21 protein-coding genes are annotated in these 23650 nt (G+C 35.7%); 1 reads left to right on the forward strand and 20 read right to left on the reverse strand.

Going from position 1 to position 23650, the window contains the following annotated elements; translation table 11 throughout:
• Nucleotides 1-281: 281 nt before the first annotated feature.
• The 13 genes from ACRYLU_RS07930 to ACRYLU_RS07990 all read right to left on the reverse strand — a co-directional run bounded on the left by ACRYLU_RS07930 (nucleotide 282) and on the right by ACRYLU_RS07990 (nucleotide 15320).
• Entirely contained in the window at nucleotides 282-536 is a 255-nt protein-coding gene (locus tag ACRYLU_RS07930) for a hypothetical protein (protein ID WP_038601548.1), read from the reverse strand.
• 94 nt (nucleotides 537-630) lie between these two features.
• Nucleotides 631-2607 (reverse strand): transketolase, encoded by a 1977-nt coding sequence (gene tkt / locus ACRYLU_RS07935; protein WP_260310955.1) that lies wholly within the window; start codon nucleotides 2605-2607, stop codon nucleotides 631-633.
• Nucleotides 2608-2788: 181 nt separating this feature from the next.
• Nucleotides 2789-4174, reverse strand: coding sequence for a PTS ascorbate transporter subunit IIC (locus tag ACRYLU_RS07940; protein ID WP_038601552.1), 1386 nt, complete (start codon nucleotides 4172-4174; stop codon nucleotides 2789-2791).
• 59 nt (nucleotides 4175-4233) lie between these two features.
• The gene (locus tag ACRYLU_RS07945; protein WP_012898229.1) at nucleotides 4234-4533 is read right to left on the reverse strand and encodes a PTS sugar transporter subunit IIB; all 300 of its coding nucleotides are present in this window, start codon (nucleotides 4531-4533) and stop codon (nucleotides 4234-4236) included.
• 1 nt (nucleotide 4534) lies between these two features.
• Complete coding sequence (locus tag ACRYLU_RS07950) at nucleotides 4535-6475, reverse strand: BglG family transcription antiterminator (RefSeq protein WP_311317485.1); 1941 nt, start codon at nucleotides 6473-6475, stop codon at nucleotides 4535-4537.
• 173 nt (nucleotides 6476-6648) lie between these two features.
• Nucleotides 6649-7290, reverse strand: coding sequence for a bifunctional 4-hydroxy-2-oxoglutarate aldolase/2-dehydro-3-deoxy-phosphogluconate aldolase (locus ACRYLU_RS07955; RefSeq protein ID WP_017864827.1), 642 nt, complete (start codon nucleotides 7288-7290; stop codon nucleotides 6649-6651).
• A 2-nt stretch (nucleotides 7291-7292) separates the two neighbouring features.
• Nucleotides 7293-8243 carry a sugar kinase gene (locus tag ACRYLU_RS07960; protein WP_260310957.1) on the reverse strand — a complete coding sequence of 317 codons (951 nt, stop codon included), beginning with the start codon at nucleotides 8241-8243 and terminating at the stop codon, nucleotides 7293-7295.
• Nucleotides 8240-9658 carry a glucuronate isomerase gene (gene uxaC, locus ACRYLU_RS07965; protein WP_098393349.1) on the reverse strand — a complete coding sequence of 473 codons (1419 nt, stop codon included), beginning with the start codon at nucleotides 9656-9658 and terminating at the stop codon, nucleotides 8240-8242. Before uxaC ends, ACRYLU_RS07960 begins: the two co-directional genes overlap by 4 nt.
• Nucleotides 9655-10548 carry an aldose 1-epimerase family protein gene (locus tag ACRYLU_RS07970; RefSeq protein WP_445080844.1) on the reverse strand — a complete coding sequence of 298 codons (894 nt, stop codon included), beginning with the start codon at nucleotides 10546-10548 and terminating at the stop codon, nucleotides 9655-9657. The genes uxaC and ACRYLU_RS07970 overlap by 4 nt, the downstream gene beginning before the upstream one ends.
• Before the next feature lie 59 nt (nucleotides 10549-10607).
• Entirely contained in the window at nucleotides 10608-12134 is a 1527-nt protein-coding gene (locus ACRYLU_RS07975; protein WP_311865619.1) for an MFS transporter, read from the reverse strand.
• Between the two features lie 185 nt (nucleotides 12135-12319).
• Nucleotides 12320-13396, reverse strand: coding sequence for a mannonate dehydratase (gene uxuA / locus ACRYLU_RS07980; protein ID WP_260310962.1), 1077 nt, complete (start codon nucleotides 13394-13396; stop codon nucleotides 12320-12322).
• Nucleotides 13397-13413: 17 nt separating this feature from the next.
• The gene (locus ACRYLU_RS07985; RefSeq protein ID WP_260310963.1) at nucleotides 13414-13572 is read right to left on the reverse strand and encodes a hypothetical protein; all 159 of its coding nucleotides are present in this window, start codon (nucleotides 13570-13572) and stop codon (nucleotides 13414-13416) included.
• Between the two features lie 113 nt (nucleotides 13573-13685).
• Nucleotides 13686-15320: a mannitol dehydrogenase family protein gene (locus ACRYLU_RS07990; RefSeq protein WP_445080845.1), complete on the reverse strand. Its 1635-nt coding sequence runs from the start codon at nucleotides 15318-15320 to the stop codon at nucleotides 13686-13688.
• Between the two features lie 166 nt (nucleotides 15321-15486).
• Here ACRYLU_RS07990 and ACRYLU_RS07995 point away from each other — a divergent pair, with 166 nt between their 5' ends.
• The gene (locus tag ACRYLU_RS07995; protein ID WP_038601572.1) at nucleotides 15487-16170 is read left to right on the forward strand and encodes a GntR family transcriptional regulator; all 684 of its coding nucleotides are present in this window, start codon (nucleotides 15487-15489) and stop codon (nucleotides 16168-16170) included.
• A gap of 46 nt (nucleotides 16171-16216) precedes the next feature.
• On the opposite strand, the gene uriT is transcribed toward ACRYLU_RS07995, so the two are convergent.
• The 7 genes from uriT to ACRYLU_RS08030 all read right to left on the reverse strand — a co-directional run bounded on the left by uriT (nucleotide 16217) and on the right by ACRYLU_RS08030 (nucleotide 23591).
• Complete coding sequence (uriT, locus tag ACRYLU_RS08000; protein WP_260310965.1) at nucleotides 16217-17647, reverse strand: uridine transporter UriT; 1431 nt, start codon at nucleotides 17645-17647, stop codon at nucleotides 16217-16219.
• Nucleotides 17648-17847: 200 nt separating this feature from the next.
• A complete protein-coding gene (locus tag ACRYLU_RS08005) occupies nucleotides 17848-18822 on the reverse strand; it encodes a substrate-binding domain-containing protein (protein ID WP_260310966.1) in 975 nt (324 codons plus the stop codon).
• Nucleotides 18823-18833: 11 nt separating this feature from the next.
• Entirely contained in the window at nucleotides 18834-19775 is a 942-nt protein-coding gene (locus ACRYLU_RS08010; protein ID WP_311317486.1) for an ABC transporter permease, read from the reverse strand.
• Nucleotides 19776-19777: 2 nt separating this feature from the next.
• Entirely contained in the window at nucleotides 19778-21256 is a 1479-nt protein-coding gene (locus ACRYLU_RS08015) for a sugar ABC transporter ATP-binding protein (protein WP_260310967.1), read from the reverse strand.
• An 18-nt stretch (nucleotides 21257-21274) separates the two neighbouring features.
• Nucleotides 21275-21673 carry a D-ribose pyranase gene (gene rbsD / locus ACRYLU_RS08020; RefSeq protein WP_015426834.1) on the reverse strand — a complete coding sequence of 133 codons (399 nt, stop codon included), beginning with the start codon at nucleotides 21671-21673 and terminating at the stop codon, nucleotides 21275-21277.
• Nucleotides 21674-21694: 21 nt separating this feature from the next.
• Nucleotides 21695-22597, reverse strand: coding sequence for a ribokinase (rbsK, locus tag ACRYLU_RS08025; protein ID WP_038601583.1), 903 nt, complete (start codon nucleotides 22595-22597; stop codon nucleotides 21695-21697).
• Between the two features lie 10 nt (nucleotides 22598-22607).
• Nucleotides 22608-23591 carry a LacI family DNA-binding transcriptional regulator gene (locus tag ACRYLU_RS08030; RefSeq protein WP_038601585.1) on the reverse strand — a complete coding sequence of 328 codons (984 nt, stop codon included), beginning with the start codon at nucleotides 23589-23591 and terminating at the stop codon, nucleotides 22608-22610.
• Nucleotides 23592-23650: the final 59 nt, after the last annotated feature.

Below are 23650 nucleotides of genomic sequence, written 5' to 3' on the forward strand. Positions count from 1 at the left end.
AATATGATTAACTCCTACAATAGATTGTTTATAAGTTTTTGTCAGCATTGTATTCCTCTGATTATAGCAAGATTTTTTTATTAATTATTTTAATCGTTACGTAAAAAAAAAGCCCTCTTTCGAGGGCTTTTAAAGGCACTAAAAGTGTGTCAAAAAGGTTCACACAATTTGACAAATACTCACGCTTCCTGCGCGGAAAACCCAATTTCCCAGTATTCCTTAGCTTCGAAATTCTACAAAGTAGAATTATTCGACTCATCGCATACTTAAATTTTAACATATTATGCTAAATGAAACAAGAATCCAATCAAAATCCCTACCGTTCCCACGAAACTAAGGATACAAATAGTAAATCCTATCGTAAAATAATTCTGACCATAGCCATTATAATGAACCCTTTTAGTTCTTTTCCCACGATAAATAATTAAAGATATTACTGACAGAACCGTCAGTAAATATTGGATTGGTTGATTTTGTCCATACATTAAGTTCAAAATTGAAGCTACTCCCACAACAATTGCAAGTAAAATCCCCATCTTCTTTCCTTTCTATTTTTTAATTAAAATTTACTGACAGACCTGTTTATAATCAAAAGAGCTCTGACAAAAAATCAGAACTCCTTTTTCAATATTAGTCAAGCTCTTTGTATGCTTTAACTACATTTTCAGCAGTAAATCCGTAAGCCGGAAGAACGATATTTGCTGGTGCCGAAGCGCCCCAAGTATCTACTGTAACTGTTGCACCATCAAGTCCAACATATTTACCCCATCCATAACTTGTACCAGCTTCAATCGCTAAACGACGTCTTACAGCTTTTGGTAAAATTTCTTCGCGATAAGCTGCTTCTTGTTCATCAAAAATATTCATTGAAGGCATTGAAACGACACGAATGCCAGAACCCAAAGTCTTCTTGGCTTCAAGAGCTAATGCTACTTCTGAACCAGTGGCAATGATGATTCCTTCAAGTTTTCCTTCCTCTTTTGAAAGAATATAAGCCCCACGATTCAGACCTTCTTCAGCCAATTCATAAGTATCAGGTAAAACTGGAAGATTTTGACGAGTCAAAATAAGTGCGGTTGGACGGCTTTTACTTGATGCAGCACGACGCCATGCAGCCACTACTTCATTTCCATCAGCTGGACGAATTACATCCAAATTAGGAATTGAGCGAACAGAAGCTAATTGTTCAACAGGTTCGTGAGTTGGTCCATCTTCACCAACCGCGATTGAATCATGTGTCCAAACGTAAGTGACTGGCAAGCTTTGTAGAGCAGCCATCCGAACAGAAGGAAGCATGTAGTTTGAGAAGACGAAGAATGTCCCGCCATAGACACGAGTCCCACCATGCAAAGCAATCCCATTCATAATGGCTCCCATTGCAAATTCACGTACACCAAACCAAATATTACGTCCAGCATAGTTATCTGGCATGAAGTCCTCTTCAACTTTAACCATTGTATTATTTGAAGCCGAAAGGTCAGCAGACCCACCCCAAAGATTTGGCATTTGAGCTGATAATTCTTGAATAGCTTCTTGTGAAGTTACACGGCTGGCCTTGCTTGTTTCCATTTCATGCTTGGTCAAAGTAAGATCTGGCGTTTCATTTTCAAAAGCTTTTACGTATTGCTCAGCAAGCTCAGGGTATTTTTCAGAATAATCATCAAAAGTACTGCGCCATACTTGCTCCATTGCTTCACCACGCGCAACTGTCGTTTCTAAAAAGCGTTTTGATACTTCTTCAGGAACTGTAAATTCAGGGTAATTCCAACCATATGCTTTCTTGGCAAATGCAACACCTTCAGCTCCAAGAGGAGCTCCGTGAACTGCTGAAGTTCCTTGTTTTTCGGCACCAAAACCAATGACTGTTTTAACTTCAATGATTGTTGGTTTAGATTTTTCAGCTTTAGCCACTTCAACAGCTGCTGCGATTTCTTCTAAATCATTTCCATCTTTTACCAATAAATGTTGCCAGCCATATGATTCAAAACGTTTTTGAATATCATCAATAAATGACATTGATAAGTCACCATCTAGAGAAATATTATTTGAATCATAGAAAAGAATTAATTTACCAAGTTTCAATTTACCTGCAAGTGAAGCTGCTTCTTGTGAGACACCTTCCATCAAATCACCATCACCATTTAAGGCATAAGTGTAATGATCAACAATATCAAAACCAGGTTTATTGTATTGTGCAGCTAAATGTGCTTCAGCCATTGCCATTCCGACAGCATTGGCAATTCCTTGTCCTAAAGGACCTGTTGTTGCTTCAACACCATCTGTATGATTAACTTCTGGATGTCCTGGTGTTTTTGATTGCCATTGACGGAAACCTTTTAAATCATCAGTCGTTACATTATAACCTGCCAAATGTAACAAACTATATAACATTGCAGAACCATGACCAGCAGACAAGACAAAACGGTCACGATTTGACCATTTACGACTTGTCTTAGGGTTCACATTAAGAAATTTGCTCCAAAGTACATAAGCCATTGGTGCAGAGCCCATTGGAAGTCCAGGATGTCCTGAATTTGCTTTTTGAATCGCATCTAATGATAGAGTACGAATCGTATTTACAGCCAATTGATCAGTAGTATCAAACATAAGATTTCTCCATATTTTTTATTTATACTCACATTATAACACAAGTTAGAAACGGTTTTCATTCTCTGAAATTAAAATCTTTTTCTTTTTTTATGTCTTTATATGAAAATCTTTTTAATTTTGGTAGGAAAGGTTGCGGTTGACCTGTTTTATAAATCTTCAAATAATTTATTTTTTTCAATTATAACTCTTTACTTTTTGAATTAATTTTATCTCTTCTATTCAAAATTAAACTCGTCATTAGTACAATCAATAGAAAAATTAATATAAAGGAAATTAATGCTATTGACCCTGCCTTGCCAATTACCCCAAGCAATCCTCCTGAAACAATATAATCTGAATCTGCAAAGGTCGAAGCAGAATTCGCTCCAAACGAACCTAAGGCAGGCAGAATTAAAAGTGGCCCCCAAGCTAACAGTATTCCATTCGCTGTTGAGCCGATAATCGCCCCACGCAAACCGCCAAAAGCATTGCCATAAACTCCTGCTGCTCCTCCACAAAAGAAGATACCAACAACACCAGGAATAATTACAGTTGTTCCTAAGCCAAGCATGATTAGCATAGAAATAACTCCAACAATAAATGAGACAAAAAATCCAATTAAAACAGCATTGGGCGCATAAGGAAATACTATCGGAACATCTAATGCTGGTTTGGAGTTAGGAACAAGCTTTTTAGCAATCCCTTGAAAGGCTGGAATAATTTCTGACAAAATCATACGAACACCTTGAAGAACAACCACAAACCCTGCTGCAAAAGTCCCTGCTTGAATGACCGCATAGACAATATAATTAGTTCCAGCAGACAAAGCTGGACTTTCAACAAAATGAGGACCTGCAATTAAAGCTAAAATAACATAGACAACCATCATTACTAGAGAAATAGAAACAGTAGAATCTCTCAAAAACCCAAGGTTTTTAGGGATATTTAATTTTTCAGTTGATTTTTCTGGATCCTTATTTCCAAATTTTTCTCCAAGCCAGCCGGCTAGAGCATAGCCCATATTGCCAGTATGGCCCATTGCAACTCCATCGTTACTAGTGATCTTCCGCATATAGCGTTGAGTTAGAGCGGGTGTGATTGTCAGCAATGTTCCTTCAAATATTCCTCCTAACAAGATTGTCAACCAACCATTTCCTAGTCCAGCAGAAATAAGTACAACAGCTGACATTGTTGATACATAGAGCATTGCTTGCCCAGTCAAGAAAATATATTTAAATCTTGTAAAACGTGCAAGTATTACATTGACAATAAAGCCCACAATCATAATTAAGGCTGCGGGTGTTCCATACTTCACTAATGCTAAAGCAACCACCGCTTCATTGGAGGGCACAACTCCCTTAGCATTAAAGACATGTTGAAACATCGTTGCAAAGGGATTCAATGAGGTAACTAATATCCCCGCACCCCCGGTCAAAACCAAAAAACCTGCAAATGTTTTAATTGAACCTTGGATAACTGTACTTGCTGTTTTTTTCTGCAAAATCAATCCCAACATTGCAATTAATCCAACTAAAAGCGCTGGAGTGGTTGCGACTGATACAATAAAGTTTAAAATACCATTCATTTTATTTTTCTCCTCTAGTCTAGAAAAATTTTGTACTTTATAGATTCGATTTATTTTTCTTATTGATGACTTATGTTATTTTCATCAAGCACTTTATAAAGTGCTTCACGCGCAACTTCTTTATCAATAATTGACTGAAGTGGCATAATTTTTTCTGTGGGAATATTAGGAAGAGCAGATACTAATGTTGCCTCAACAAAAAAATAATCCGCTGCATCTGGTGTTGCTGACCCAACATCCATATGCTCCAATTCGAAATTATCAATATTTACTCCTGATTCTTCTAATAATGACTGAATGTTCATTTGAACCATAAAACTCGTTCCTAACCCAGATTGACATACACATGCAAATTTCATATTATTTTTCTCCTTCTTCTTCTAAAAGTATTTGTTCAACTTCTGTTGCATTTGTTGCTGCAAGTAACTGACCCAAGCGTTCTTTATTTGATAATATCTTAGTAAGTGTTGATAAAGCTCTAAGATGGGTCTCATTATCAATAGCTGCTAAAACAATAAAAAGTTTAATTTCATGCTTATCATCGTTCATTAACTTTACTGGATGTTCACATCTTAAAAATGACATTCCTAATTTTTTGACCCCTTCCTCTGGGCGAGCATGAGGAAGGGCAATTCCCAATCCTAAGTCAATATAAGGGCCGAAAGCCTCTACTTTATCAATAATAGCTTTGATATAACGCTCTTCAATTTCATGCTTATCAAGAAGGGGTTGTGCAGCTAATTCAATTGCTTCTTGCCAGGTCAATTTTCTATTGGTAAAATTTATTTTTTCTTTTGTAAGTAAATCTGTTAGCATAACTCCTGATAATTTCCCTTCTTTTCTAGTACGATTTAATTTTTTTTCAATAATTTTTATTAAATCCAGTTTACTTGCTGGTTTTTTTATAATAATATAAGGCTCTATTGAATCTAAAATAGTTTGAGCAGATGGTTTTATAAAACCTGGAAGCTGAAAATCTTGCAAAACTTGATTATAGAGCTTATTTTCTTCACGCTGCTCTGGAAAAGCTGACATAAGATAAACTTTTTTGTCTGACTTTACAGGAACCGTTGAAAAAATAATATCATATGAATTTATAGGTAATTTTTCAAAGTGAGAGACTCGAGCACTCAGAATAAATTCCATTGTCGGGAATAAACTCTCTAGTCTTTTTTGCATAATTAAACTCGAACTAATTCCATTTACACAGAGTACAATTGCTTTTAATGATTTACCTGAGTACTTATTTTTATAAATCTCTCCACCAAATAAAATGACAAAATAAGCTTTCTCAGATTCTGAAATTTCACCGACCTCTTCTTTTAATGGTTGAAGGACGTTATCCATCAGTAAAAACAAGGGGTGGTACTCTTTTTTTATCCGTTCAAGCAGGACATTTTTTAATTCAAAATGATTTTTCAATCGATAGTATGCAGGAGTTAGGTGAGCTAATAGTGCCATAAAGGTCTTTGTGAAATCATCGAATTCAATTGCTGCTAGTTTCATAACATTTTCCATAATGTTAAAGGCCATTCGGTATAAACCATTGTCTTGCTCAATTGTATTTTTTCCATCCGACATCCCAATAATTAATGATTTGAGTAGCTCATTAATATTTTCACTCCCCTTTTCAAAACCTCTACACTTGAGCAGACTTGCAAACATTAATGTCGAAAGATATCGACTATAAACAACCTCAATCTGTAGTTCTTGCATTATCTTTTTCAATAGCTGATTATTCTTAAAAATAGTTAATGGATCCTTATCATTTAAAACTTTTGATAAGATATAAAATCCTGCGTCCTCAGATAAATTTTGCAAATAATACCAAGCCTTCTCCTGTAAAATTTTCTCCTCAAAATTAAGGTAAAATCCTTTTTTTCTTGAATATTCAATCTGAATATTTTTGCGCATAAGCTCCTCTCTAAGTTTTTTTAAATCACTTAAAACCGTATTTTTACTTACTTGAAGATATTTTTGAAAAAGAGCTATTGAGAGGGAAGATTCATTTGTAAAAATAAGTAGATATATCAGGGAACGTCTTTCAACTTCTGATAAAATAAATGTCTTTTGATTGATAGAATAACGAGTTTCTTCAAAATTTTCTATTTTATCACAAATTGCTAAGCATTCATTTTTATATTCCAATTTTTTTAAACCTTGATTTTCTAATTTTTGATTAAATTCCTCCAATATTCGATAAAATTTTTCTTTATCTAGATTAGTGACCTCCAATATTCGCTCTAATTTCCATAATTTATGTTTTGAAAAAAAGAGAATGTCTAAATCATAATTAATCATAAAAACGCTCCCTTGTATTTTTTATTATAACTCAATTATTTTACCAAAATATAGCGCTTACAGTCCAAATTACTTTTACTAAATAAAAATAATTGGACTGAACTTTAGAAAATAAAAAAACTCCAAAAAATGAAGTTTTTTATTATTCAAAAGGGAAAATTAATAGCTAATTTTTATTTCTTAGCTGCCTTAAATGCTGCCATAAATTTCTTGGCATTTTCAGTAACTCCACTATAATTGTTGTTGGCTGCTGGAGCTGTAACCCCACCTCCAGCACTTACAGCTACTGCTCCTGCTGCAAACCATTCAGCAACATTATCAACATTTACTCCTCCCGATGGAAGGATATTAATATAAGGAAATGGACCTTTTAAGTCTTTTATCATTTTGGGACCTGTAATATCACCTGGGAAAAGTTTGATTAACTCTGACCCATACTCTAAAGCTTTTTGAGCTTCAAGTGGAGTTAAAATTCCCGGAACATAGGGAATCTGATAAAGATTACATATCTTTGCGACTTCTTTGTTAAAACTTGGACTGACAATAAATTGAGCCCCTGCAACAATGGCCAAACGAGCAGAGGTCGGATCTAAAACTGTCCCTGCTCCGATCACTACATCTGTTCCTAGATACTTGGCTACCAAATCAGAAATAACTTCGTTAGCTCGCGGGACTGAATAGGTCAATTCGATAGAAGTGATTCCTCCTGAGACGACAGCTTCTACGATTTTTAATGCTTTTTCGCCACTCTCAGCTCGGACGACCGAGACGACTCCTGATTGAATCACTTTATTTAATAATTCTGCTCTTTGCATGACTACATCTCCTTGTAAAATGCTTTTAATTCTTCTTTTGTGGGATAACCTTCACTATCTCCAGAGCTTTGAACTGCTAATGCTCCAACTGCACAGGCGCGCTTGACGGCTTCTTTTATGGTTTTTCCTTCAAGTAAGGCAGACTCAAGACCAACGGCGAATCCGTCTCCTGCTCCAACCGTATCAACAACTTTTGCTACTTTAAATCCAGAAACAAAATATTGTTCACCCTTTTTTAATTTTACAAAAGCACCTTCAGCGCCTAATTTGACAACTACAATCTTTGTGAGAGGGCTTTGCTCAAGGTAAAAATCAGCGATTTTTTCTGGTTCAGATGAACCGGTCAAGATTTCACCTTCATTTATTCCTGGCAGAATGATTTGACTTTGCTTTGCTAAATCATTGATAATTCTTATCATTTTTTCTTGATTATCCCAAAGTACAGGTCTTAAATTTGGATCGAAAATGGTTAAAATATCTGCTTCATTTAATTTTTGATTGAACCCTTGAAAAGTTTTTAAACTAGTTTCTGAAAGGGCTGGAAAAATTCCTGAGAGATGCGCAATTTTTATCCCTGATAAATCTATAGCTTTTAGTTCAGCAATGGATAAATTGGCCGCTGCAGTATTTTTGCGATAATAATCAACTTTTGGGTCGCCCTCACTTACTTTTTGTTTTAAATAAAAGCCTGTTGAATAGTTTTTATCTTTGGTGAGATAGGTCGTTTCAATCTCCGCTTTTTTGACTGATTCAATAATAAAATTCCCAAATGAATCCTCTCCGACTTTAGAAATATAAATTCCTTTATGTCCTAGACGACTCAAACCAATCGCAACATTTAGCTCCGCACCAGCTAAATATTTGCTGAAATGCTCAGCTGCATCTAAACTTATATCTTGATTTTCTGAGGCAAGAACGACTAAAGGTTCGCCAAGTGTTATAAATTCAGTCATTGATTAGAGTCCTCATCTTTGAAAAATCCAAAATAATCATGCACATTATTATAACTAATATCTTCAATCATTTTTCCAACAAGTGCTTCATTATCAGGGATTCTACCATTTTCAATCAACTGTCCAACAAAATTACAGAGGACGCGACGGAAATATTCATGACGTGGATAACTTAAAAAGCTCCGTGAATCTGTCAACATTCCGACAAAATTGGACAATAAACTTTGTGAAGCAAAAATCTCTAATTGGTTTTCCATTCCTTTTTTGGTGTCATTGAACCACCAACCAGCTCCAAGTTGTAATTGTTGCACTCCTTCACCTTGAAAACAGCCAATCAATGTGGCTAATTCAAGCCAATCATTTTGATTAAGGGAGTAGAGAATGGTTTTTGGTATGATTTCAAGTTCTGCTGCTTTGCTAAAGAGTTTGGTTAATTCCTCAGAAATATTAGCTTGAGTTCCCATGCTATCAAATCCAGTATTTTCACCAATTTTACTTAAGGCTGGGCCATTGATAGAACGGTTGACGTTAACATGGAGTTGCATTGTCCATTCAAATTTTTTATTTAATTTCATAATTTCAAGGATTAATGCTGTAATGTATTGATTATATTCTAGGTCTGTTAAAGTTTGACTTTTTTTGGCTTTCTGAAGGATAGAATCTAAATCCACATTTTTAGTTTCTGCAAAAGTATAGGTAGATAAGGAGTGGTCAGACAAACGTCCACCAAGGCTTGTGAAAAATTCAAATCTTTGTTCAAGTGCCTTAATCATCGTCTTAAAGCCTTTTATTTCAATTCCAGAAACTGCTGACAGCTCTGTCAAATAGTCTGCAAAATGTCCGTCAGTAATTGAAATTAAATGGTCTGGTCTTAATGCTGGCAAAACTTTGAAATCTTTCTCCTCTTTGGCTAATAATTCATGATAAGAAAGCATTGAAACAGGGTCATCTGTTGTACAAACAACTTTTACCTGTGAATTTTTAATCAATGCGCGTGGTCTAAAATCATCTGTGGCAAGCATTTGGTTCGCTTCATCCCAAATTTCTTTGGCTGTCTCGCTTGAAATCAACTTATCAATATGGAAAAATCGTTTTAATTCCAGATGAGTCCATTCATAAATTGGATTACCAAATGATTTTTCGAGTGTTTTAGCAAATGCTAAAAACTTTTCATAATCCTCTCCATCTCCAGTAATCAATTTTTCAGGAATGCCGTTCGCACGGAGCAAACGCCATTTATAATGATCCCCACCTAGCCAAATTTGTGTTAAATTTTCATATTTTTTATTTTCATAAATTTCTGCGGGTTCAAGATGGCAATGATAATCAATAATTGGCATTTTTTCTGCATGTTTGTGAAAGAGCATCTTGGCACTTTCATTCGTTAGTAAAAAATCTTCTGATAAAAATTTCATGATTCTCCTTTATTACTATTAAAAGTTAATTCAACTTCATAAGTTTTTGATTCATTTGATTTTAAGCTGATATTTCCTTCTTTTTGCAAGAGTTCTTGTTTTTGATTGAGAATATCAGGCAGTCCTTGGAAGGGTTCAATACAGAGGTAAGAAAGATTTTCGTCTTCTTTTGTCCACAAGCAAAGATAAGGAAAATCCGCCATTTTCATGGTCATTTGATAATCTGTCTCTTGTGAAAAAAGTTTTACCTTCTCGATTTTATTGCCAAAAATGACGAGCCCTTTTTTAAAGAATTCTCTTTCAAGTGGAAAATTACTGACAGCTTTATTAATTTCTATGATTTTTCCCGAACGATAATGAAATGGATTTTTGACAATTTCAAATTGTTTTAAAGTCCTATCTTTAGTTTCAAAGGAAATCTGGTAATCTTCAAAATTTGCTGACAGGTTAAAAGCTGGATGAAATCCTAAGGCAAAAGTCAATTTTTTTACTGACAGATTTTTTATTTCAAATTGAACCTTCAATTTTTTACTGACCAGTTGATAAGTGACTTTTAATTCAAATTGAAAAGGGTAGGATTGATAAGTTTCCTTGTTATCTTTTAATGACAAACTTACCTGGTCTTCTTTCTGGTCAATAATTTCAAAGAAATAATCTGAAGCAAAACCATGTTGTTGCATCGGATAAATCTTCTGGTCCAACAAATATTCATCATCAGTTGAACGTCCAATAGCCGGAAATAAAATTGGGGCATGTTTTGGCCACTCAGAACCATTCCAAATAAAATCAAATTTATTTTTATTCTCAATTACATGAGTTAATTCGGCCCCTTTTGGATTAATTTGAACAGTAAGCTCATTATTTTTTAGTGTTAACAATTGATTTTCCATCGTTTTTCTCCGATAAATTTACTGACAGCGCCTGTCACTAAACTTTTAAGCTTTTGTCATTAAATGTCTGCTTGGTCAGGCCAACATTTTTCATAAGAGTGACCTGTCAGTAATTCAACGACCTGACGTGTTTCAAGACTTACATCAGCTTTTGAACCTCCTGCTTCAAGGCGTTGCAATTCTGCTTTTAAAATATCATGATTGGCTCGATTAAGTTTAAAGGTGCGAGCTGCAATCAATGCGGCTGCTAACAAACCAATTGGAACAAAGATGAAAATCAACATAATTCCGTGTTGAATACCTAATGGTGTATTTGCATGAGTCGTCATTGTTGTGGAATTAAATCCAATTTCTTCAAGAGCCCAACCAGCAATATATGTTGCAAGTGCCCCTGTTGATTTACGAAAGAATGTCATGACAGAAGCATATACGCCCGCTTTATCACCATGTGTAAAAATTCGGTCAACATCGGGTATAAAAGGGAAAACATTCCAAGGAGTAAATTCTAAAATTCCTCGTCCAAGTTGGTAAATAATGGAAACAATCACAAGCATCCACATTGGATTATTAATCCCTGTCAAATAGATAACAAAATAACCTAACATGGCCACAATAATCGCCAAATAACTCAAAGTAAATAAATATTTCGGACCACGAGTGACCATTAATTTTACTGCGGCAATGGTCGATAGAATACCAAATGCTGAGAGTGCTTGGAGAACCCACGGAGCATTGGCAGATGTTCCGGACAATCCAATCACGATAAAAGTTGGGAGCAGTGTAGAATAGAAATCTTTTCCTGTAAATGAGAGGAGATAAACCAATAAATGTTTTCTGAATGATTTATTTTTGAAAGTACCAAAGTAATCTGTCACTGTTTTTTTCATAAATCCACTAAATCCCAGTCGTGGTTGAGCATCTAATTCTGCTAGAAATTCTGGAGTTAAAGGACGTTCCCAGCTTGCTCGCCATGAAGTGAAAATGGCAATGACAAAAATGACTGTCCAAGTAATTCCCGTATAAAGATAAGCATTAGGATTATTAAATGACTTAAGTACAGCTAAGGTAAAGAAGACAATAGCCGTTCCAGTTGCTGAAATAAACATTCGACTCCCTGAAAGAGTGGTCCGTTTTTTATAATCTGGCGTCATTTCCGTAGGCAAGGTTTCCCAAGGAATTAAAATCATGGAAATCGCTACCTCAATCGCAACATAAACCCAAAGATAATATTGCCAACTGCTAGTTGAAATCCAAAACATTGGAAATAAAATCGCAAATAATATTCCGCCAAGTGCAATAAAGAAATGACGTCGTCCATATTTTTGTCCTAATTTTGTTCGATAAAAACGGTCAGTAATTGCCCCAAAAAAGAGGGACCAGATGGCATCAATAATCCGACCAATTCCCAAAACTGCTCCTGTAAAAAGAGGACTAATTCCTTGTGAAAGAACAAAGACAAAGATGACTCCTGAAACAATGTTATTCCAGCCTCCGCCCATTAAATCAGTCAAACCGTAAAGAAGACCACGCCTTGTATTGATTGCTTTTGGGGTATAAACCCATGAAGTTTTTTGTTTTTCTGCCATTTTAAACAGATTCTCCTATTTTTATATTTTTGTCAGTGAAAATTGACAAATTTTTCCATAAACTTTGTTAATTTGTGAACTTTGTGAAACGCTTACTCCAACGTTTTAATTTTAGCGGAGAGTATTCTCCGCACATTTTTTTCACAAAAAGTTCTTTAAAATAGATTTCTTCATATCATTTTTATTTACTGATTCGTTTTCTCAAGCGCCTCCCAAAGCCCATTAAGATAACTTGCTCCAAGTGCTCGGTCATATAAACCGTAGCCTGGGCGTCCTGTTTCTCCCCAAATCATTCGACCATGGTCTGGACGAATATAGCCATCAAAACCATTATCATACATGGCTTTCACTATTTTATACATATCAAGCGAACCATACTCCGACAGATGAGGAGCTTCGTAAAAATCTTTTTCACCACTTGGCAAAAATTTAATATTCCGCACATGTGCAAAAGGAATTCGGTCTCTTTTGACAAATTCAGCCATGATTTCATAGACATTGTTAGCTGGATCTTCAGCAATCGACCCCGTACAAAGCGTAATCGCATTTGACGGACTATCTACAACATTACATATCCAATCTAAATCTTCCCGATTTTTCACCACCCGAGGAAGCCCAAACATAGGATAAGGAGGGTCATCAGGGTGAACCGCCATTTTAATCCCAACTTCTTCACATGTAGGAATGATTGCTTTTAGAAAATAAGCAAAATTTTCACGCAATTTATGCTCATCGACATTTTTGTATGCCTCAAAGAGTCCTCTGACTTCTGATAATCTTTCAGGTTCCCAACCCGGGAGTGAAAAGCCACCATCCGCTGCTTGAACGCGGTCAATTATCTCCTGAGGGTTTGCTGGAATATCTCTAGCAACAAAAGCCATAGTTTGTGAATTATCAGCTAAACGATAATCCAAATCTGATTTTAGCCAGTCAAATACAGGCATAAAATTATAGCAAATCACTTCAATCCCAAACTCAGCAAGATTTCGAATCGTTTCTTTATAATTCTCAATATATTTATCACGAGTTGGCAAACCAATTTTGATATCATCATGAATATTGACAGATTCAATCACTTTTAAACTTAAACCTGCGGCTTCAATTTCTTCTTTAAGTGCTTTGATTCTCTCCTTTGGCCAAATTTCTCCTGCTGGAATATCCATAATCATTCCAACGACTCCTTTAACACCTGGAACTTGGGCAATTTCAGAAAGTTTTATCTTATCTGCATTTGAACCAAACCAACGCATTGTCATTTCCATTTTTTTATTCCTTTATCTTATTTATATAAAATCAAATAGCGTGCTGTAGCTTCCCACCAAGCGGTAAGACCAGCTGAAAGTTGTACGTCAATGATTTCGTAATTTTGATTTTGCAAATCTGCCAAAACTTTATTTAAACCGTGATTAAAAAGTTGGTCAGTTTTTTCTTTTCCCAATTTGGCAGAAATGGAAAACTGATAGCAGTATTTTTACTGACAGCTCAAAATTAAACATTCTGTCAGTAAATTTTCAGATATTTTTTTACTGTCAATTCTAAATAAGTAGTCTGTCAGTAATTTTTTCCGTGTTCCTTTAGGACATTTTGTAGCGTCTTAAGCACTGCTCCTTTGCCTTGAAGCATTTGCTCAAAGTAAATTTCAATCTTTTGAGCTAGCCCTGTTTGGTACATCTCATTTGGAAAAATTTGGTGATTAGATAAGATAGGTTTTAGAATTTCATGAATTTCTTGCTGACTACCATCTAATTTTACCTCAGCAACAAAAGCTTGCAACTCTTCAAGAAGAGGGTCAGGACTTGGAGAAAAACTTTCTAACTCATCATTAATTCCGATTAAATAACGGCACCAAGCAGCAATGACTAATGGAATAAATTCCAATTCTCTAACAGAAAATCTTGGATTGACAATATAGTGTCCAATTGTTACGCCATAGCGAACAGGAATTTTTTGTGACGTATCTGCCGCAATTCGCTGTGGTGTATCTGGAATATTTTTATTTGGTAAACGTTTAGTCAATAACTGGTCAATAAAATCTTTCGGATTGATAATTTTCGGATTCTTAACCACAGGCAAAGCCTCGCCATACCCCAAATTCTTAATAAGTGCTAACAAGTCTGGATTGGCAACTTCTTCCCAAATTGAATGATAATCTAATAAACTTCCAAAAATGGCTAAAGCAGTATGCAAGGGGTTCAAACAAGCTGTAACTTTCATCTGATCAGCATCATTGACTGTTTCACGATCAGTCAAGATTACTCCAGCTTTTTCTAATGCTGGCCTGCCATTTGGAAAAGCATCTTCAATCACTAAATAATGAACTTCTTCCGTATTACCAAAAGGAGCAATATTTGTATGTTTTTGACTATGTAAAATTTCTGTATCCTCAAAACCATCAGCTGTCAGTAATTTTGCAACTTTTTCAGACGGATTGGGTGTAATTCGGTCAATCATTGACCAGGGAAAACTAACTTTTTTAGGATTGATAAGGTAATCATAAAAATCTTGTTCTACGATTTCATTTTCCACCCAAGCTTTAGCAATGGTCAAAATCGCTTCTTGTAACTTCAAACCATTCTCTGAAAAATTATCTGTGCTGACCATGGCAATCGGAAATTTACCAGCTTTAAATCTGGCATAAAGGAGATAAGTAATTGCCCCCATATTGGTTTTAGGCTTGCTTCTTCCTTGAATATCTTCAAGGGCCAAAGGCGTCAATTGGTCTTTTGAATCCCGTAGTGAATAACCTTTTTCTGTAATCGAAAAAGTTGTCAATTGCAAAGACGGATTTTCAAAGACTTTTGTTAAATGAGCCCAACCCTCGGTATTTTCTGCATTAAAATAAAAACTTTCAGCAACACTCGCAATCAATTCTTTGTCAAAAGTTCCATCTGATTTCATTGTCACTGACAGAAAACGATTATTACAGGCCCGATAGATTTTATCAATTACCTCATTATCATAAGTTTCGGCCACAATAAGACCTGAGTTAAGTTCTCCTTGATTGAGTAAGTCTTGGGCGACCACCGCATGGAAACATCTAAAAAGATTTCCTCCACCAAAGTGGACCCAGACTGGATTATCAGCTGTTGACTCTATAACTTTGTCTTGATTAAAGTTAGGAATTTTAATTTTTGCTTTTTTAAATTCCTCACCCTTTATCAAATAATCATCAAGCAATTTCACCATGATTTCTCCTTTAAATCTTAAAAGTGATATATCAGTTTCTCTTCTACGAAAACTAGTATATCACTTTTAAGAAACCGTTGTCAAGAATATATTAAAAAAAAGACATTATTTTAAAAGAATACCTTTATTATTTGACTTTACCGCCCCTCTGCTCTATAATTACAGAATGAATGAATTGAATTTTAATCTACAGAATCAGGCCTATAATCAAATTACAGGCAAAATTCTCAGGAATGAATATCGTCCTGGACAAAAAATTTCACAAAAAAATATCGAAATTGATTTGCAATTAGGCCGAACTCCTGTCAGAGAGGCACTTCTTCGTTTACGTCGTGATGGACTCATTTACAGTATCCCTCAGTCAGGAACCTTCGTCACAAAAATTGATTTAGATGCTGCCATCAATGCTCGATTCATTCGAGAAAATTTAGAAGCCAAAATTGTTTCCGAAGCTGCGGCTTTAAAGAATAATAATCTTTTACTCAACCAAGCGCGTGATGCAATTGAACTTCAAGAACAATATGCTGCTAAAGCAGAATATCACAATTTTTTTAATGCCGATGAAGAATTTCATAAAACTTTTTATTTAATGACTAACCATGCCCAAGTCTGGGACTGGCTTCAAACCATTAATATTCAGTTCAATCGTTTCCGTTGGTTACGTCTTGCGATTTCTGATTTACCATGGAATACCTTGATTGAGCAACACAAGGAAATACTCTGCGCTGTTGAAAATCATGATGGAGAAAAAGCTGTCACTGCAGCTGCCAAACATTTGCACTTGATGTTTGACGAAGAAATGGCAGTTTTACAAGCTTTTCCTGAATACTTTGATAATTTACCCGAATAAAAAACTCTGCCGGAATTCCGACAGAGTTTTTTTATAAGTAACTCATTTATTTTACATTTTTAGAATCTGGAATTAAAAATGAAGTAAAGAAAGCAATAATAACAAGAATCAATCCTGTGACAATTCCAGAAATATAGCCAGAACTACTTCCACCAACACTGGTATGTAAAAGCGTTGGCACTGCGTACAAGATAATGAAACTGATACCAGCTCCTAGATTAAACATTCCTGCATTTAAGCCCGGAAGATAACCTGGATTATCCTCTGGTGAAAGCACGATTCCCAGACCATTTAACATAATATTTGTTATTCCAGCATAGGTAATCCCAATGAAGGTAGACACCAATAAAAAAAGCCAGATTGAAGGTTGTAGCACTCCAACAACGGCTAAACCAATACCGATAATCGTCGTTAAAAGTCCAACCCGAAGGACTTTTGTAAAGCCAAAGCGAGCAGCCAAGAATCCTGAAACAGGTCCAAAGAATAGGCCAGCAAGCGCATAAGGAGTAAGGGTAACAAGAGAAACCATATCTGCCCCAAGTCCCAAACCAAACTTACCATCTTGACCCAAAGCTGGAATAATACCATTCATAATTGCAAAGACACCAGTCATCGTTAGGAGTGTTGTAATTAATAACCCCCAAGTTCTTCTTTGTTTCAAATAATGAATAGGAACCATTGGATGATTCACTCGTTTTTCAACTTGCCAAAATCCAACAAAACAAATCAAACCTAAAAGAGCCAAGAATGAAGCTAAAAGCCAATTAGGAAGTCCAAGATTTCCAAAACTTCCTTGCAAGGCATTCACCGCACTCAAGAGCGCACCCATTGCCACTACTAAAAGAATGACTCCGCTCCAATCCATTTTTGGTGTATCTTTTGCCGTTGACTCTTGCGTTCCAAAACTTACTAAAAGAATAGCAAGTGCCGCAGTAATTCCCATAACAAAAAATACAGAACGAAATCCACCATGACTTACTAGCCAACCACCTGCTAATGCATCAACCCCAGCAATTCCACCATTAATTGAAGTGAGTATGGCCATTAATTTTGCATATCTCTTCTCATCACGCACTTTCACATGCAGAATAATTAAACAAAGCGGAACCACAGGGCCAGCAGCACCTTGTAAAATACGACCAATCATCAAAATCCCCACATTTGTAGCAAATCCTGAGATAAGACAACCAATCATTGTCAAAGTAAGCATTCCAATTAGAACTTTTTTTCGTCCAATCAAATCCGCCAAACGAGGCAAAAATAGAGCAAATAAGGCCGCAGCTGTAAAAAAGATGGTTTGTGTTAGTGCTATAGACGAAGCTGTCGTGTGTAATTGGGTCTGCATGGTAACCAAAGCAGGCGAGAGCATTGAAGCATTGAGCTGAAAAGCAAAGATTGCTACCAATAGGGCTACCATTAAAGCCACTATTGAACCCGCATTATCACTAGATTTTTGAGGAACAGTATTTTCTCCCATTTTTTCTCCTTTTTTTAGAGGATAAACTCTTTTTGGTTTTAAAAACCTAAAAGAGCCCCAGCTATCTATTATATTATAAATTTTACTTTTTGCGAAGTTTAAAAATGTTACTTGGACAAATTTATATTTTTATTCATTATTCATCTTTATTTTTGAAAATAAAAAAACTCTGTCCTATCGACAGAGTTTTTGTTTTTATACTACCATTGGTGCTCATCAACATTATCTTTATCCACAAGATAGATTGGCGAATTTATCATATGTGCTATTTTTTTACCTTGATAATAATCATAGGTAGCTTGCAAAGCCATTTCACCAATTTTAGCTGGTTGTTGAGCAATCGTTGCGGTCATCGTTCCTGCTTTTATGGCATCGTGTGTTTCAGACTCACCGTCAATTCCAAAAATAGCTATTTTTTGTCCGGTGGCTTGTACAGCTTTAGCTGCTCCCAGTGCCATTTCATCATTTTGCGCAAAGATTGCTTGGACGTCTTTATGAGATTGAAGCATATTTTGAGTGGTATTTAAACCAGTTGTTCTGTCAAAATTAGCTGATTGACTGGATAATATATTTAAACCTAAGGTCTTAGCTTCACTATTAAACCCTTTACCACGGTCTATTGTTGCCGAAGCCCCTGGCGTTCCAGAAAGTTCCAGAACTTTTACGTTTTTCCCAACCAATTTATCAACGGCTTGAGCCGCCATTTTCCCAGCGGCCACATTATCAGAGGCAACGGTTGTTAAAACTGTTCCACCATTTGATCCTCTATCCATTGCAATCACTGGAATATGGGCATTATTGGCTGCTTTAATGGCTGGAACAATGGCATCAGAATCTACAGGATTAATTAAAATCGCATCCACATTTTGGCTGATGAAATTTTGAACATTATTTAATTGTGTTGCAGAATCATTTTGGGCATCAGAAACCGTTAATTTTGTATTTTTTTCTTTAGCCATTGATTTAATCGCATTGTTCATTGAAACAAAATAAGGATTGTTTGTTGTCGAAATAGAAACACCAATATTTAATTCATTTGGTTTCTTATGTGTTACCTCTTCTACTTTTTCTTTTCCATCACGGCCTGGAATGCCGGTATAAAGACTACATGCGGTCAAAGTTGAGACTGCTAAAGTAGCTACAAAAACAAAAGTTAATTTTTTTACTAATTTCATGTTCAACTCTCCTATTTCCGTTTGCTACGAATGACATCGATAAGAACTGCAACGAGAATAACTAATCCTTGGATGACTTGTTGCCAAAAGGCTGACACACCAATTATATTTAAACCATTATTTAGAACACCAATGATTAATACCCCAATCATTGTTCCAAACATACGCCCTTTCCCTCCCATTAGAGAGGTTCCCCCAAGGACAACGGCAGCGATTGCATACATTTCATAGCCAGAACCTGCTTGTGGTGTTGCTGATGACAAACGAGAACTGATGATTAAACCAGAAATTGCGGACATTGCTCCAGATAAAGTGTAAATGGCAATTTTTACTTTATTTAGTTTAATTCCTGAAATATAAGCAGCTTTTTCATTACCGCCCAAAGCATAAACTGATTTACCAAAGGCTGTTTTATGAAGCAAAATCCATAGAATAATGAAAACAAAAATCATTAAAATAACAGGGAAAGGAATACCCAGTAAATAACCTTGTCCAATATAGGCTAAGAAATAGCCATCCATGTGTTTAGTAATTGGATTACCATCAGTAAAAACAAGGGTTGCTCCGCGGTAAACCATTTGAGTAGCTAAAGTTACAATGAAAGGGGCCAATTTCCCATAGGCAATAAGTGCACCATTAATCGCTCCAAGAAAAGCACCAATGATTAAAGCACAGACTACTGCTAGCGGTAAAGGCATTCCTTGGGCTATAAAACCTGCGGACACTGCACTTGAAAGAGCTAAAATTGCGCCAACTGACAGGTCAATTCCTGAAGTTAGAATTACGAAGGTCATCCCAAAGGCAATAAATCCATTAGCCGTGACTTGTAAGAGTAAATTTAGCAAATTGTTTGCCGTCATAAAGTTGGGATTGATACATGTAATGATAATCATCAAAACAATCAGAGCAATCATTGTCGTTAAAGAACTGAATTTTTGAGATAGAGCTTTCACACTTATTGTCCTCCTGTTGCGAGCTGCATCACATTTTCTTGTGTTGCTTCATTTTTGGCTAAAATTCCTGCTATTTCTCCTTCATGCATCACAGCAATTCGGTCAGCAACACCAAGAATTTCGGGTAAATCACTTGAAATCATAATAATTGGAACACCACGTTCAGCAAGTTCATTCATTAATTGATAAATTTCACGCTTGGCTCCCACATCGACTCCTCGTGTTGGTTCATCTAAGATTAATACTTTTGGCGCAATGCCAATCCATTTGGCAAGGACAACTTTTTGTTGATTTCCTCCAGATAGAGAGCCAACTATTTGTTCTTCATCTGTTGCTTTAACATTAAGACGCTCGGAGAGTTGCTTAACAAAAGTTGTTGCTGTTTTATCGTCAAAGAGGCCATGATGAATAAAATCCTTTGTACTCGGAAGAGTAATATTGTCTTTTATTGAGAAATCAAGCACAAGTCCTTCATCTTTTCGGTCTTCTGTTAAAAAGCCAATTCCTTCTTTGATTGCTTGTGCCGGGTTATTGATCGTTAGACTCTTTCCATTAATTTTTATCGTGCCTGATTTTAGCTTATCAATTCCAAAAATTGCTCGCATGACCTCAGTTCTACCAGCTCCCATGAGCCCTGCAAATCCGAGAATTTCACCTGAACGAACTGAAAATGAAATCTCTTTAAAAGATTCTGCGGATAAATGGTCGGCTTCAAATACAATTTCTCGTATTTCAGCATTTTTTTGGGGATAGTAATCTGTAATTGACCGACCAACCATTTTTCTAACTAATTCATCAACGTTGGTTTCTTTCGTCTTTTGCGTATCAATGACTAGACCATCACGCATGACAGTTACACAATCTGTGATTTTAAAAATTTCTTCCATTCGATGAGAAATATAAATAATTCCAACCCCTTGATTTTTAAGACCAGCAATAACTGAAAACAATCTTTCTGTTTCTCTTTCGGTCAATGCTGCTGTTGGTTCATCCATAATCAAAATTTTTAAATCAGATAAAAAACTTTTAGCTATTTCAACCATTTGTTGCTGACCAACTGATAAATTACCAATTTCTTTGTCTAAATCAATTTTTACTCCCAGCTGTTCAAAAGCAAAATTTGCTTTTTTTCGCATGGCCTTCGTATCTAAAATACCAAATTTATTTTTTATCTCTCGTCCTAAAAAAAGATTCTCTAAGACTGTTAAATCAGGCCAAGTATTCATTTCCTGATGAATAAAGCTAATTCCAAATCCTTCTGCTTCCTGAGGATTTTTAAAAATTTTCTTTTCACTGTCAATCTCAATTTCCCCACCAGAAGCTGGAAATAGACCCGTTAGAATATTCATCAAAGTAGATTTTCCAGCCCCATTTTCTCCCATTAAGGCATGAACTTCTCCTGAATTAATCGTTAAATCAATTGCTTCAAGAACTTTATTCGTTCCAAATGATTTAGAAATGTTCTTCATTTCTATTTTCAAAATTGACCTCCTCCTTTTTCACAAAGCGACACCTGATTGTAAAATAATATTTGAATAAGGTGTATTTTCTCCTGTTCTCACCACTGCTTTGACCTCATGATTCATTAATTTTAAGGTCTCATGACTGACAAAAACTATTTCAACATCTGCTGATAATTTTGTCAGTAAAATCGCTAACTGTTCAGGATTATTTTCTTTTATTTCCTCAGCAAGATAGACTTTTTCAACTAAAATATTTTCCAAATAGATGTCCAGCACTTCTTGAAAACTGGGTTTTCCTCTTGTCAGGGCTAAATCAATTTTGGGGGTACCTATTGGTACTGGTAGTCCTAAATCTCCTATACAAACTTGGTCAGTATGGCCCAAATCGTCAGCAATTTTTGCTAATTCACTATTAAGTATTCCCTCTTTTTTCATAAATTTAACTCTCTTTCTTTTTTAGTAGAGATTAATTTCAAGTTCTTTTAATTTTGCTTTAACTTCTGATAGCTTTGGCATCCCGCCTTGTGCGCCAAATTTTTGAATAGATAAATGAGAAGCAACGACAGCTAATCTGATGGAATCACTAATTGATAAGTTCTCAGTCAAACCAAAAGCAAAGGCTCCGTTGAATGTATCTCCTGCACCAGTTGTATCTACAACCTTAGCTTTTATGGCAGGAATTTTTTGAAGAGTCTCTCCATCGTGGAAAATGACTCCTTCACTTCCTAAGGTGACAATCAGACGATTTGAATATTTTTTGAGAATTTCTTCAAGTGCTAAATTCGGAAAAAGTTCCTGACATTCGTGTTCATTCGGTGTGATATAATCAACAAAATCAATCATTTCCAAATCTGTTTTTCTTGCTGGAGCTGGATTATAAAGAACTTTTATCACATTTTCTTTACAGAATTTAGCAATCGCTAGATTTGTTTCATGTGGAATTTCATTTTGTAGAATAACAAGTTGGCTTTCTTTAATTTTCTCCCAAAGGTCTGCTAGATAACTTGGTAGAACTTCATTATTAGCACCTGGAATAATAATAATACGATTATCATCATCATAGAGAGTAATTTGAGCAATTCCTGTTGTTTGTGGTACCGTTCCCACATTTTCGAAAAGAACTGCATTTTCTTTGAAGTTTTGCAAAATACTCTCACCAAAAGCATCCTTACCTACTGCTCCAATCATGCTTACTTCATTAGGAGAAAGTCTGGCAAAAGCAACGGCTTGGTTCGCTCCTTTTCCACCGGGAACCATAGCGAAATCTTCACCAAATACGGTTTCTCCAGCATTCGGCACTCGGTTAGTCCTTGTGACTAAATCCATTGAAATACTTCCTATAACACTTACTTTTGTCATTAATTTTTCCTCATTCTTTTCTCTTTTGTCGAATTGTTTCACGCGCTACATAATGAACAGGGAGTTCAATTTTAGACTTATCAATTGCTTGGTCAGTCGCGATTTTATATATAAGTTGAGCAGCTTCAAGCCCCATCTGATAAGCAGATTGATGAATGGTTGAGAGTGCTGGATAAATGAATTGGCTCATTTGAATATCGTCATAACCAATAATTTGAATATCCTCAGGAATTTTCTTATTTAAACGATGAATTTCGTGGATATAAGCCATGGCATGAATATCCGATGGTGCAATGATACTATCAAAGTTTTCTTCATTGGCAAGCACTTCTCTCGCCTCTTTCTGAATTTCTTCAAAATCATAACTTTGACTGTAAAAAGCTTTAAAATCAACTTGTTTTTCTTTTAAATAAGCAATACTTGCTTTAAAACGATTATTGATATTTGTGGCATTCAAAGGACCGCTGACTACAGCGACTTTTTTTGTTCCTGCTGTTACAATCACTTTTGCTGCTATTCGTCCGCCTGACTCATTGTCCGAAAAAACACCATAGTTACTTTTATGGCCTACTCGGTCCACGATTACAGTTGGAATATCCAAATCAGGAAAGTCTTCTTTAAAATCATGGGTTGAAATGATGCCAGCAGCATTACTTTGAATTAAAACTTTCAAATAATCTTGCTCAGATTGATTCTTTTCACCAATATTTCCGAGCATCACACGATAACCTTTTTCTTTTAAAAATTCCTCTGCTCCTTTGGCGAGCATCGGGAAAAAAGGATTGGAAATATCTGGCAATAATAGTCCAACAAGCTGATTCTTTTTAGTTTTTAAAGATTGGGCAGAAAGATTGGGTCTGTAATTTAATTTTTTAATTGCTCGTTCAATTTTTTCTCTGGCTTCATCACTTACATAGCCATTCTGAGCAATAAAACGAGAAACAGTGGACTTTGAAACTCCTGCTTCAAGCGCAACTTGTTTGATGGTTGTCATTACTTCCTCCTTTCACTTGTGGGAACGTTCTCATATTTACATTTATAATTGTATCCGTT

This window comes from Lactococcus sp. KTH0-1S (assembly GCF_052544945.1).